This window comes from Streptomyces sp. NPDC046303, assembly GCF_055588085.1.
This window is the reverse complement of record NZ_JBVJFA010000027.1, coordinates 67,261-80,347: the sequence shown is the minus strand read 5'-3', so window position 1 is coordinate 80,347 and position 13,087 is coordinate 67,261. Positions and strand designations below refer to the sequence as shown.

Annotated in this window: 11 protein-coding genes; 2 read left to right on the top strand and 9 right to left on the bottom strand. The window is 73.8% G+C overall.

Features of this window, described 5'->3' with window-relative positions:
• Positions 1-68: 68 nt before the first annotated feature.
• From ACZ6I1_RS25835 to rimP, 9 genes are all read right to left on the bottom strand, one after another.
• Positions 69-1,025: a bifunctional riboflavin kinase/FAD synthetase gene (locus ACZ6I1_RS25835; protein ID WP_469290959.1), complete on the bottom strand. Its 957-nt coding sequence runs from the start codon at positions 1,023-1,025 to the stop codon at positions 69-71.
• A gap of 137 nt (positions 1,026-1,162) precedes the next feature.
• Entirely contained in the window at positions 1,163-4,627 is a 3,465-nt protein-coding gene (locus ACZ6I1_RS25830; protein ID WP_469290957.1) for a serine protease, read from the bottom strand.
• Between the two features lie 257 nt (positions 4,628-4,884).
• Positions 4,885-5,793: a tRNA pseudouridine(55) synthase TruB gene (truB, locus tag ACZ6I1_RS25825; protein ID WP_469290955.1), complete on the bottom strand. Its 909-nt coding sequence runs from the start codon at positions 5,791-5,793 to the stop codon at positions 4,885-4,887.
• The gene (gene rbfA / locus ACZ6I1_RS25820) at positions 5,790-6,242 is read right to left on the bottom strand and encodes a 30S ribosome-binding factor RbfA (protein ID WP_469290953.1); all 453 of its coding nucleotides are present in this window, start codon (positions 6,240-6,242) and stop codon (positions 5,790-5,792) included. Before rbfA ends, truB begins: the two co-directional genes overlap by 4 nt.
• 34 nt (positions 6,243-6,276) lie before the next feature.
• The gene (locus ACZ6I1_RS25815; RefSeq protein WP_030651158.1) at positions 6,277-6,570 is read right to left on the bottom strand and encodes a DUF503 domain-containing protein; all 294 of its coding nucleotides are present in this window, start codon (positions 6,568-6,570) and stop codon (positions 6,277-6,279) included.
• Between the two features lie 159 nt (positions 6,571-6,729).
• Entirely contained in the window at positions 6,730-9,840 is a 3,111-nt protein-coding gene (gene infB / locus ACZ6I1_RS25810) for a translation initiation factor IF-2 (protein WP_469290951.1), read from the bottom strand.
• Positions 9,841-9,991: 151 nt separating this feature from the next.
• Positions 9,992-10,279, bottom strand: a complete 288-nt coding sequence (locus ACZ6I1_RS25805; RefSeq protein ID WP_469290949.1) for a YlxR family protein — start codon at positions 10,277-10,279, stop codon at positions 9,992-9,994.
• A gap of 148 nt (positions 10,280-10,427) precedes the next feature.
• Positions 10,428-11,438: a transcription termination factor NusA gene (gene nusA, locus ACZ6I1_RS25800; protein WP_469290947.1), complete on the bottom strand. Its 1,011-nt coding sequence runs from the start codon at positions 11,436-11,438 to the stop codon at positions 10,428-10,430.
• Positions 11,439-11,440: 2 nt separating this feature from the next.
• Positions 11,441-11,938 (bottom strand): ribosome maturation factor RimP, encoded by a 498-nt coding sequence (gene rimP, locus ACZ6I1_RS25795; RefSeq protein WP_469290945.1) that lies wholly within the window; start codon positions 11,936-11,938, stop codon positions 11,441-11,443.
• Positions 11,939-12,093: 155 nt separating this feature from the next.
• Here rimP and ACZ6I1_RS25790 point away from each other — a divergent pair, with 155 nt between their 5' ends.
• Together ACZ6I1_RS25790 and ACZ6I1_RS25785 are read left to right on the top strand one after the other, a co-directional pair.
• Entirely contained in the window at positions 12,094-12,642 is a 549-nt protein-coding gene (locus ACZ6I1_RS25790) for a hypothetical protein (RefSeq protein WP_469290943.1), read from the top strand.
• Entirely contained in the window at positions 12,639-13,079 is a 441-nt protein-coding gene (locus tag ACZ6I1_RS25785; RefSeq protein WP_469290941.1) for a ferritin-like domain-containing protein, read from the top strand. The genes ACZ6I1_RS25790 and ACZ6I1_RS25785 overlap by 4 nt, the downstream gene beginning before the upstream one ends.
• The last annotated feature ends 8 nt before the right edge of the window (positions 13,080-13,087 follow it).

Sequence of the window (13,087 nt, the reverse complement as noted above, 5' to 3'; positions counted from 1 at the left end):
CAGGAAGGGCCCGTACCACCCCCGGAACCGGGGAGGTACGGGCCCTTGCCCGTCGCCACGTCGCGTCGTCAGTGCGCCGCGTCGTACGCGTCCGTCAGCACCCGCGCCCGCTTCACATCGTCCGCGATCGCCTCCAGCAGCCCGTCCAGCGACTCGAACCGGGCCATCCCCCGCACGTACGCGAGGAAGTCGACGGCCGCGTGCTTCCCGTACAGATCGAGCCCGATCCGGTCGATCGCGTACGCCTCCACGGTCCGCTCGGTCGCGTCGAACTGCACGTTGGTGCCCACCGAGATGGCCGCGGGCATCCGCTCGCCGTCGGCCGTCAGCCAGCCCGCGTACACCCCGTCCGCCGGGATCGCGGTGTGCGGAGCGGTCTCGATGTTCGCCGTCGGGTACCCGAGCTCGCGCCCGCGCTGCGCACCGCGCACGACCACGCCCTCGACCCGGTGCGGACGCCCCAGGATCTCGGCCGCGCCCTCCATGTCGCCCTCGGCGACCAGCCGGCGGGCCAGCGTCGAGGAGAACGGCACGCCGCCGCCCGCCTCGCCGCGCTCGACCAGGTCCACGACCTCGACCTCGTAGTCGTAGGTGGCGCCCAGCTCGCGCAGGAAGTCCACGTTCCCCGCGGCCCGGTGGCCGAAGCGGAAGTTGGGGCCCTCGATGACGGCCCGCGCGTGCAGCTTGTCGACGAGCACCTTCACGATGAAGTCGGCCGGGGACAGCTTCGAGAACTCCGCCGTGAACGGCAGGATCAGCAGCGCGTCCACGCCCAGCCCGGCCATCAGTTCGGCACGCCGGTCGTACGGGGCCAGGATCGGCGGGTGGCTGCCGGGCCGGACGACCTCGCTCGGGTGCGGGCTGAAGGTGACGACGACGGACGGCACGCCGAGGGCGCGCGCCCTGGCCACGGCCCGTCCGATGATCAGCTGATGACCCCGGTGCACGCCGTCGTAGGAGCCGATGGTGACGACGCTGCGTCCCCAGTCCTGGGGGATGTCCTCCAAGCCACGCCAGCGCTGCACTGTGACCGCTCCTCGCCCGAACCCGTGTAGGCCTTGTACTGATTGCCGATTACAGGTCTAAGACTGCCATGCCGCTGCCCCGGGCCCCGCATCGGCGTCCTCGTGGGACCGGCCGCCCCGCCACTGCGGCTCCGCGCTCACCGCTTGTCCGCGGCAGCCCTGATCAGCGTCTCCACCGTCCGCCGCGCGCTCGGGCCCAGCAGGGCCGCCGCCTCCCCTCGCGCCTCCGCCAGCCAGCGCGCCACGAGCGCCCCGAAGGCCGGTTCGGACCGGGCCAGCTCCACCGTCCGCCGCTCGAACACCGCGGGCCCGCCGGGCGAGCCCAGGAGCTGCCGCCCGGTGCGCCGCAGCAGCTCCCGCGTACGGTCCTCCGGACGCGCGGCGGCCCCGGCCGCGACGGCCCCGAGGAACGCGTCGAGCACCCGCGGGTCCGTCTCCTTGCGCAGCAGTACGTCGGCCAGCTCGTCCCGCAGCGCGTACGAGGGCTCCGAGCCCGGCGCGGCCAGTACGGCGGCCAGCTCGGCGCGTACCTCCGCCGGGGCGGTCCGCAGCAGGTCCAGGACCAGCGGGCGCAGCACCGGGCCGGCGGCCGGGCCCTGCTCCAGGCGCCGGTCGACGAAGGCGGCGGCGTGCGGTGCGTCCTCGGGACGGCGTGCGAGGTGCTCCCGTACGAGGTCCCCCGCGCGCCGGGCCAGCCCGGGCGTCGTCAGCGCGGCCAGGGCCCGCACCACCTCCCCGTCGGCCCGGACCCGCAGCGCGTCGAACACGGCGTCGGGGTCGGGCAGCACGGGCAGGGCCGCGACCAGCGCCGACGCGGGGAGCCGGGGGCCGTGCTCGGGGGCGCGGAAGCAGGCGAGGGCAGCGGGCAGGTAGCGGCCGCGCACCTGCGGGTCGCGGAGCAGTGTGGCCAGCGCGCTGCCGTGCAGGGCAGCGTCGGCGGGGCGGGCCAGCAGCGCCTGGGCGGCGTAGCGCAGCAGCTCGCGGTCGGCGGGGGTGCGCACGTGCGGGGCGGTGGCGAGACCGTACGCGGCGGCCGCGACCCGCCGCGCGGGCCGTTCGTCGTGGGCCCAGCGGTCCACGGCCCGGCACATCGCGGAGGGCTCCTCCTCGGCGAGTACGGTGAGCAGCTCGTCGGCGCGGGGGTGCGCGGCCGTGACGAGCGCCTCGGCGAGGTCGTCCAGGGCGAGGCGGCGGTGGGTGTACAGGAGGGCCTGGGCGGCGGTGGCGACGGTGGCCCCGGGCCTGCCGTGCAGCCGCCGCTCGTCGCTGAACCAGGCGCAGATCAGGGGCTGCGCGGAGCGGGCGTCGCGGGCGAGCCGGCGGGCCGCGGCGTCGAGGCAGCGGTCACCGGGCGCGGCCTCGGCGGGGTCGGCGGGCAGCAGGCGGCGCAGCAGGTCGAGGCGGTCGGGCTCGGGCAGCCGGAGCCGGTTCCAGAACCAGCCGCCGAACTCGCCCTGGCCGGCGCCGGCCAGGTGCTCGGCGAGGGCGTGCAGGACGGGCAGGTGGGGGCGGGCGTCGGGTGCCCGCAGCAGGGTCTCGCGCAGCAGCCGGGCGGCCCACCAGATCCGGTCGGGCCCGGTCGCGCCGGGCTCGTCCCCGGCGAAGGCGTCGAGACGGCGGACCAGGCGCTCGAGCTCGTTGCTCAGTGTCTCGGCGGGCAGTCGGCGCAGGGCTTCCAGGACGGGCCCGATCCGGTGCCGTGGCACGGGCAGGCCGGGCCCGGCGGGCCGGTGGACGAGGGAGGCGAGGGCGGTCGGTACGTCCAGGTGGAAGGCCTGGATCCAGTCGGAGAGCTCCTCGTGGGCGAAGCGGTAGCCGGGTCCGGCGGGCACCAGGAGGCCCTCGGTGAGCACGGCGGAGGCCCAGCCGGTGCGCCATGGGAACAGCTCCTCGAAGTCGTCCCGGGAGAGCGCGCCCTGTCCTGGTCCCAGGCAGCGCCGGGCGGCCTCGTGGACCCGGCCGGCCACCCGCGCGGCGAGCCGCCGCACTCCGGGGCCGTGCACCCGGGCGCCCCCGGTGCCCGCCGCCTGGTCGGCGGAGATCCGGACCGCGGCGCGCAGGCACAGCAGGTCCAGGTGGGCGGCGAAGACCTCGTCGCGGCCGGGGCGGCCGTCCGTGACCTCGGCGGCCCGGATCCCGGCGAGCAGCCGCAGGGTGAGCGGGTGCCGGGCGTCGGCGTCCCGGACGGCTCCCTCGGGGATGCCGAGGCGGGCCCGTACGGTCTCGGCCTCGGCGGCGGTGAGGTCTCCGAGCGGGAGCGCGGGCGGCAGCCGGCGGGCCGGGCGGGCGGGGGTATAGAGCACCTCGGGCGGGCAGAGGGCGCCGGCCCGCTCCCAGTGCTCGGGCCGGGCGGCGACGGCCAGCCGCGCCCCGGCCGCGCGCAGCCAGTCGACGGTGGCGCCGGTCCAGGACCCCAGGCGGTGGGCCAGCTCCGGCGGCATCTCCTCGGGGGCGTCGAGCACCACGAGCAGGGCCCGCCCGGCCGCTGCGGCCACCCGTGCGACCTGGTCGGCGTCGGCGGCCGCGGTGTCCGCGGCGGGGGCTGCCGCCGCGGATGTCCCGGATCCGGGGCCGGCTCCGGCGCCGGCGGACCGGCCGCCACCCCCGCCCGGTCCGGCGGCCGCCGCCGGTCCCGCCGCGGTGACGACCCGGCCCGCCGCGGCCAGTGCCCGCGTCACCGCGTCGGCCAGCGAGGTGTCCCGGCCGGTCAGGTCGGCGCCGCGCAGCCACAGCGTCGGGGAGGGCCGCGACCCGCGGGCCCGGCGCAGGGCCAGGGCCGCGAGCACGGTGGTGCGGCCCGTGCCCGGTGCGCCGACCAGGCCGAGGACGAGCCGGTCGCCCGCCGCGAAGGCCTCGAGTTCGGCGGTGGTCGCCGGTCGCTCCACGGGGTCAAGGCCGGGCCCGTCCCCGGACGGGGGAAAGGCCGCGCCCACGGTGGTACCGGTCAGCTCCAGGACCCCGGCGAGGTTCAGGTCGGGCCCGTACGCGGGCACGGTCGCGGCGTTGCGTGCGAGCAGCGCTGCCAGCGGACCGGCCGGGTCGGCGGCGGCCGCGGCGCGCAGGGCCACCGCGAAGCCCCCGGACCGGTGTTCCGCCCGCAGCGCGGTGCCCAGCACGGCGAGCACCGCTCCGGTCTCGGCGTCGAGGACCGGGCCGCCGCACGCCTCCCCGCCCTGGCTCAGCGCGTCGCGCCCGTCCGTTCCGATCGCCAGCTCCATCGCGGCGCACGCGGGCACGGCGTGCGGCCCGCCCGCCGCCGGATAGGTGACCTCCGCTCCGCCCAGGACCCGCGCCTGCCGCCATCCCCGCGCGGGCAGCCGTACGTACGTCCCCGGGGCGATGGCCTCGCGCATCGCGACCGGCAGCGGCCGCACCCCGAGCCCGTCGGTGCGTACGAGCGCCAGCGCGAGCCCCGGCAGCGCGGTCACGTCCCCGGCTTCGGCCAGCCAGGTCCGGCCGGCCGGGCCGGGCGCGTGCAGCACCACTCCGCCCAGTCCGTCGACCGCCTCGTGGCTGGTGACCACCGTCCCGCGGTCGTCGGCGACGAATCCACTGCCGCGTGACCGACCGGCGAGATCGCAGATCGTGACGAGCTCCGCCATGGCCGCACCACTCCCCCGCAACGCCCCGTGCTCATGACGGTAGGCAGGTGAAGATCAGCACGAAAAGCACGTGAGGCGAACGCGCCCCCTTGCGCTCCCTCGATTCACTCCGAGCGCCTGCTCGGACGGGTGAATTACGGGGTCCGGGTGGATAGAGACCTACCCGAGGGGGGTCGTGGAGCGGTGAGCGCCGGTGATCGTGCGCTCACCGCTCCACGTCGACAACCGCCCGCCGCTCCCCACGGAACGGCGGTGGGTCAGGCGAAGACCGCGAGGGACTTGGCTTTGCCGCCCTTGTTCTCGACGAGCCCGAGCAGCGTTCCGTCCGGTCCGAAGACCGCCACGGTCCGGCCGGGCCCGTACGCGTCCGGCATGTCGATCCGCACGCCGTTGGCGAGCAGCGAGGCGCGCCGGGCGTCCAGGTCCCAGCGCGGGAAGGCCGCGGCCGCCGCCTCGCCGATCGGCATGACGGTCAGCTCCTCCTGGAGCTGGTCCAGCGTGCGCGCCCGGTCGATCTTGTACGGGCCCACCCGGGTGCGCCGCAGCGCGGTCAGGTGTCCGCCCACGCCCAGGCCTGCGCCCAGGTCACGGGCGAGCGCCCGGATGTACGTGCCGCTGGAGCAGACGACGGAGACGACGAGGTCGACGACCTTGGTGCCGTCCTCGGCCTCCGCCTCGCGCATGTCGTACACCTGGAACGAGGAGACGGTCACCGGCCGGGCCGGGATCTCGAAGTCCTCGCCGTCCCGTGCGCGCTTGTAGGAGCGCACGCCCTTGATCTTGATGGCGCTGACCTTGGACGGGACCTGCATGATCTCGCCGGTCAGCTGGGCGATGCCCGCGTCCACGGCCTGCCGGGTGACCCCGGTGGCGTCCGTGGAGGAGGTGATCTCGCCTTCGGCGTCGTCCGTCAGGGTGTTCTGGCCCAGGCGGATCGTGCCGAGGTACTCCTTCTCCGTGAGCGCGAGGTGACCGAGGAGCTTGGTGGCCTTCTCGACGCCCAGGACCAGCACGCCCGTCGCCATCGGGTCGAGCGTGCCGGCGTGGCCGACGCGGCGGGTCCTGGCGATCCCGCGCATCTTGGCGACCACGTCGTGCGAAGTGAAGCCGGACGGCTTGTCGACAATGACAAGACCGTCCGGCGTCTTCCCTGCGTTGCTGCTCATTCCGCGGCTGCGTCCTCGTCGTCGTCCTCGCCCGGCTTCTTGTACGGGTCGGCTTCGCCGGCGTACTGGGCGCCGGAGGAGACCTCGCGCACCTGGGCGTCGGAGGCGCGCGCCTTGTCGAGGAGGTCCTCGATGGTCTTGGCGTTCTCCGGGAGGGCGTCCGCGACGAAGGTCAGGGTGGGCGTGAACTTGGTGCCCGCCGCCCGGCCGACCGCGGAGCGCAGTACGCCCTTGGCGCTCTCCAGGCCCGCTGCCGCGCTGGCCCGGTCCTCGTCGTCGCCGTAGACCGTGTAGAAGACCGTGGCCTCCCGCAGGTCGCCGGTGACGCGGGTGTCCGTGATGGTCACGTGCGTACCGAGGCGGGGGTCCTTGACACCACGCTGCAGCTTCTCCGCCACCACCTCCCGGATGAGGTCCGCCAGCTTCTTCGCCCGCGCATTGTCGGCCACTGGTCCGTCTCCTTCTTTTCTTGCAGACAAGCAATCAGTCTTCATCACCGTGGAGGCGCCGTCGTACCGACAGCAGCTCCACTTCCGGACGCGCCGCGACCAGCCGCTCGCAGCGGTCCAGTACGTCCGAGAGGAACCCCGCGTCCCCACTCACCAGAGCGACCCCTATGCGGGCCCTGCGGTGCAGGTCCTGGTCGCCCACTTCGGCCGCGCTCACGGAGAACTTGCGTTGGAGCTCGGCGACGATGGGCCGGACGACGGAGCGTTTCTCCTTCAGCGAGTGGACGTCGCCGAGGAGCAGATCGAAGGACAGAGTCCCCACGTACATGCAGTTCCGGATGTCCCGCCGGTGCGGGTTCGGTGGCCTGCCGGCCGTCGCTCGGCAGGGTCACCAGAACCGTACACGCAACGGCCGGGGCCGATCGACGGATATTCCGCCGACCGGCCCCGGTACTACGAGTTACGACACGGTGCGACCGCCTCGCGCTTACGCGCGGGGCTTCTCGCGCATCTCGTACGTCGCGATGACGTCGTCGATCTTGATGTCGTTGAAGGAGCCGAGGTTGATACCGCCCTCGAAGCCTTCGCGGATCTCGGTGACGTCGTCCTTGAAGCGGCGCAGACCGGAGATGGTGAGGTTCTCCGCGATGACCTTGCCATCGCGGATGAGCCGCGCCTTGGTGTTGCGCTTGACCTCGCCGGACCGGATGAGGACACCGGCGATGTTGCCCAGCTTGGACGAGCGGAAGATCTCGCGGACCTCCGCCGTACCGAGCTCGACCTCTTCGTACTCCGGCTTGAGGAGACCCTTCAGGGCCGCCTCGATCTCCTCGATGGCCTGGTAGATCACCGAGTAGTAGCGGACGTCGACGCCCTCGCGGTCCGCCATCTGCGCGGCACGGCCGGCCGCACGGACGTTGTAACCGATGACGATGGCGTCGGAGCCCATCGCCAGCGAGATGTCGGACTCGGTGACCGCACCCACACCGCGGTGCAGGACGCGGATGTCGACCTCTTCACCGACGTCGAGCTGGAGCAGCGAGGACTCGAGGGCCTCCACCGCACCGGACGCGTCGCCCTTGATGATGAGGTTGAGTTCCTGGACCAGACCGGCCTTGAGGACCGAGTCGAGGTCTTCCAGGGACACCCGGCGGACGCGCTTGGCGAAGTTGGCGTTGCGCTCGCGCGCAGCACGCTTCTCGGCGATCTGACGGGCCGTGCGGTCCTCGTCGACGACGAGGAAGTTGTCGCCGGCGCCGGGGACGTTGGTGAGACCCAGGACCAGGACGGGGGTCGACGGACCCGCTTCCTCGACGTTGTTGCCCTTGTCGTCGAGCATGGCGCGCACGCGGCCGTAGGCGTCGCCCACGACCATCGTGTCGCCGACGCGGAGAGTACCGCGCTGGACGAGGACGGTGGCAACGGCACCGCGGCCGCGGTCGAGGTGGGACTCGATCGCAATACCCTGAGCGTCCTGCTCCGGGTTGGCGCGGAGGTCGAGCGAGGCGTCGGCGGTGAGGACGACGGCCTCGAGCAGGGAGTCGATGTGCAGACCCTGCTTGGCGGAGATGTCGACGAACATCGTGTCGCCGCCGTACTCCTCGGCGACCAGACCGAACTCGGTGAGCTGACCGCGCACCTTGACCGGGTCGGCACCCTCGACGTCGATCTTGTTGACCGCGACGACGATCGGGACGCCGGCGGCCTTGGCGTGGTTGAGCGCCTCGATCGTCTGCGGCATGACGCCGTCGTTGGCCGCGACCACGAGGATCGCGATGTCGGTCGACTTGGCACCGCGGGCACGCATGGCGGTGAACGCCTCGTGACCCGGGGTGTCGATGAAGGTGATGCGACGCTCTTCGTCGTTGACCTCGGTGGAGACCTGGTACGCACCGATGTGCTGCGTGATGCCGCCGGCCTCGCCCGCAACGACGTTCGTCTTGCGGATGGCGTCGAGCAGTCGGGTCTTACCGTGGTCGACGTGACCCATGACGGTCACGACCGGCGGACGCGGCATGAGGTATTCCTCGCCGCCCTCGTCCTCGCCGAACTCGATGTCGAAGCCCTCGAGGAGCTCGCGGTCCTCTTCCTCCGGGCTGACGATCTGGACGACGTAGTTCATCTCGCCGGCCAGCATCTCGAGCGTCTCGTCGGAGACGGACTGCGTGGCAGTGACCATCTCGCCGAGGTTCATCATCACGGCGACGAGCGACGCCGGGTTGGCGTTGATCTTCTCCGCGAAGTCGGTGAGGGAGGCACCGCGCGACAGGCGAACGGTCTCGCCCTGGCCGCGCGGCAGCATCACGCCGCCGACGGACGGGGCCTGCATGGCCTCGTACTCCTGGCGCCTCTGACGCTTGGACTTGCGGCCGCGACGGGCCGGACCGCCGGGACGGCCGAAGGCACCCTGCGTGCCACCGCGGGCACCGGGACCGCCGGGACGGCCACCGAAGCCGGGACGACCGCCGCCACCGGCACCGGCCGGACCGCCGCCGAAGCCGCCGCCACCGGGACGGGGACCGCCGAAGCCGCCACCGCCGCCGGGACGCGAGCCCGGACCGGCCGGACGGCCGGCGAAGCCGCCGCCCGCGGGACGACCTGCGCCACCGGGACGCGGACCGCCCGCACCGGGACCACGGCCACCGGGGCCGCCGCCGGGACGGGGACCGGGACCACCGGCAGCGGGACGCTGCGGCATCATGCCCGGGTTGGGACGGTTACCACCGGGAGCACCACCCGGACGCGGGGCGCCGCCCTGCGGACGGGGCATGCCGCCGGGGGTCGGACGGCCTGCGCCCTGGCCCTGCGGACGCGGAGCGCCGCCGGGACCGCCCTGCGGGCGGGGAGCACCCTGGCCGCCGGCGCCGGGGGCACCGGGACGCGGAGCGCCGGCCGGACGGGGCGCCTGCGGGCGCGCCATGCCGGTCGAGCCACCGGAGGTGAAGGGGTTGTTGCCCGGACGGGGACCCGCCGGACGGGCGCCCTGCGGACGCGGCGCCTGGCCGCCGGGGGCGGGACGCTGCGCCTGGGCACCGGGAGTGGCGCCGGCCGGACGCGGCGCGCCGGGACGGGCGCCGGTCTGACCGCCCTGGGCGGCCGGACGCTGCTGCGCCGGACGGGGACCGGGGGCGGCGGGACGCTCGGTGCGCGTCGGGGCGGCGGGAGCCGCCGGAGGCGCGGAGAACTCGGTCGCCACGGGAGCCGCCGGAGCGGGCTTCGGGGCGGCCGGAGCCTTCGGGCCGGGACGCGGGCCGGATGCGGCCGGAGTCACCGGGGTGCCGGCAGCCGGAGCCTCTGCGACGGCCGGCTTGGGGGCCGGTGCGCCGGGCTTCGGGGCGGCAGGACGTGCCGCAGCGGCCGGGGAGGGCGCTGCGGGCTTGGCGGGCGCGGCCTTGCGGGGCGCGCCGGGCTTTGCAGCGGTCTTGCCGGCGTTGCCGCCGGGCCCCTGCAGTGCGTCAGTCAACTTGCGTACAACCGGCGCCTCGATCGTCGAGGACGCCGAACGGACGAATTCACCGAGTTCTTGGAGCTTGGCCATGACGACCTTGCTCTCCACCCCGAACTCCTTGGCGAGTTCGTATACCCGGACCTTAGCCACTTCGCTCCTTTTAGGTCCGGGTTACGCCGGACCGTCGCTACTTCATGGGCGTACTCATCGCGTACTCATCGAGTGCTCATCGCAATCTCGACCTACTTCCAACTCGCGAGGTACCTGACCGCACGGGGTATCCGTGCCGTACTACTTCTTCTTACGGTGTCGCCTCGGCCTCGGCGGCCAGGGCGTTGCGCAGTTCCGTCGTGTCGAGCGCTCCGGCGGACCGGAGGGCCCGGGGGAACGCCCGGCGGCGGACCGCCTGGTCGAGGCAGACCACGGCAGGGTGCACGTAGGCACCCCGGCCGGGCAGCGTACCGCGTCGATCGGGGACGCACTCGTCCTCGATCGCCACGATGCGCAGCAGATCGCTCTTGGCCGCTCGCTCCCGACACCCCACACAGGTGCGTTCGGGGCATGCGCGGGCTTGCGTCCGGCCAGACACGCCTAAGTCTACCTCCCCGCACCGACCCTCCCCCGACAAGTTCCGGGCGAAAATCGAACGGATGTTGTGTTGTGGTGATCCACGGGGCCGGTGTAGCGGCCTTCACGTGGTCCCTGTCTACCGCCCGGCAACGGCGGGCGGTACCGGTTTATTCCCCGTCGCGGTCCGTGCCGGCGTCCGGGGACGCCTCGGTGTCGGGACGGATGTCGATGCGCCAGCCGGTGAGCCGCGCGGCGAGGCGGGCGTTCTGGCCCTCCTTGCCGATGGCCAGCGACAGCTGGTAGTCGGGCACCGTCACCCGCGCGGAGCGGGTGTCCCAGTCCACGACCTCCACCTTGCTCACCCGGGCGGGTGACAGCGCGTTCGCGACCATCTCCGCCGGGTCGTCCGACCAGTCGACGATGTCGATCTTCTCGCCGTGCAGCTCGGCCATGACGTTGCGCACACGGCTGCCCATCGGGCCGATGCAGGCGCCCTTCGGGTTGAGGCCCGAGCGGGTGGACCGGACGGCGATCTTGGTGCGGTGACCGGCCTCACGGGCGATCGCCGAGATCTCGACGCTGCCGTCGGCGATCTCCGGGACCTCCAGCGAGAAGAGCTTCTTCACCAGGTTGGGGTGGGTGCGCGAGAGGGTCACGGACGGGCCGCGGACACCCTTCGCCACGCGCACGACGTACGCCTTCAGGCGCAGTCCGTGCGTGTACTCCTCGCCGGGGACCTGCTCCTGCACCGGCAGGATGGCCTCCAGCTTGCCGATGTCGACGAGGACGTTCTTGGGGTCCTTGCCCTGCTGGACGACGCCGGTGATGACATCGCCCTCCCGGCCGGCGAACTCGCCGAAGGTCAGGTCGTCCTCGGCGTCGCGCAGACGCTGCAGGATCACCTGCTTGGCGGTCGTCGCGGCGATGCGCCCGAAGTCCGACGGGGTGTCGTCGAACTCCTTGGGCTCCTGGCCCTCTTCGAGGTCCCTCGGGTCTTCCGTCGCCCACACGACCACGTGACCGTTGGTGCGGTCCAGCTCGACGCGTGCGCGGCGGAAGCTCCCCTCGGTCCGGTGGTACGCGATGAGGAGGGCCGACTCGATCGCCTCGACGAGCAGGTCGAAGGAGATCTCCTTCTCCCGGACCAGACCCCGCAGGGCACTCATGTCGATGTCCACGGCTACGCCTCCTCTTCCTTCTTGTCCTTGCGGCTGAACTCGATCTCGACACGCGCCTTGGCGATGTCGGTGAAAGCAATGCGGCGGGCGGTCGCCTTGCGGCCCTTCACGCCCGGGACCTCCAGGTCCATTCCCTCGTCGTCGACGCCGAGGATGCGGGCGATCAGTTCCCCGCCCTCGGCCAACTGGAACTTCACGAGGCGGCCGGTCGCCCGTACGTAGTGACGGTGTTCGCTGAGCGGGCGGTCCGCGCCGGGGGAGCTGACTTCGAGGACGTACTCGTCCTCGCCCATCACGTCGGTTTCGTCGAGCTTGTCGGAGACCTCACGGCTCAGCTCGGCACACGCGTCCAGCTCCACACCCTCATCGGAGTCCACGATGATCCGCAGCATCCGGCGCTTGCCCGCCTTGGACAGCTCGATCTCCTCGAGGTCCAGTCCCTTGGCGGCGACGAGCGGCTCCAGCAGCCCGCGCAGCCTGTCGCTCTGGGTGGTGCTCATCCGGGTGACTCCTCGGCCGCGTGTGCTGTTGTGGTTTCCGTCGTGCGTCAGGTCAAAGGGTATCCGGTCGCGGAGGGTGTTGCCGTCCGCCCTGGGGACGGGGCCCCGGGTACCGTGATCACACCTGCCCCGCCATCACCCCCGAGGACGTCGCCGTGCCCTGGACTCTGCCATCGAGGCCCTCGCGCAGGAGCCTGCTCACCGGTGCCGCCGGAGCGGCCGGCGCCGCCCTGCTCACGGGGTGCTCCGGCACCGGTTCCACCGGCATGGATTTCGGGATTCCGCTCGAACGGCGGATGCGGGAAGCGGCCGTTCGTGAGAGCGCGCGGCTGCTGGAACGTTACGACGCCACCGCCGCCGCCCATCCGGCGCTGGCGGCCCGGCTCGCACCGCTGCGCGCCTCCGTCGCCGCGCACGCGGACGCCCTGGCCCTCACCCCTCCGGACGCCGGGTCCCCGTCCGCTTCCGCCTCCCCGTCCGGCGGTACGGGGGCGGCCGCTCCCGCGCCGAGCGCGGAGCCGGTGCCGCCGAAGCCCGCCGACGCCCTGACCGCCCTCGCGGACGCCGAGCGCAGCCTGTCGGAGGCCCGCACCATCGACCTCGCCGCGGCGCCGGGCGAGCTGGCCCGGCTGCTGGCCTCGGTGGCCGCCTGCGGCGCCGTCCACGCGTACCTGCTGACCTCGACCCCCGGAGCCACGCCGTGAAGCCCGAACCCTCCCCCGCCGGCCGGGCCCTGGAGGCCGCACAGGCCGCACTCGCCGCCGAGCACGCGGCCGCGTACGGCTACGGGGTGATCGGCGCCCGGACGGCCGGGGCCCGCGCGACGGAAGCCCGCGAGGCGTACGGCGGCCACCTCGCGCGGCGCGACTCGCTGGCCCGCACCGTGCGGGAGCTGGGCGGGGCGCCGCGCCCGTCGGAGGCGGCGTACGCCCTGCCGTTCGAGGTGCGCACCCCCGCCGACGCGGAGCGGCTGGCCGCCGAGATCGAGGACCGGGTGGCGGGCGCGTACTCCGATCTGGTGCGGGCCGCGGAGGGGCCGCTGCGCCGTGAGGCGGCCGACGCGCTGAGCGCGGCGGCCCTGCGCGCGGCACGCTGGCGTGGGGTCGGCGTAGCCTTCCCTGGGCTCACCGAAAAGCGCTGAAGTGGCGA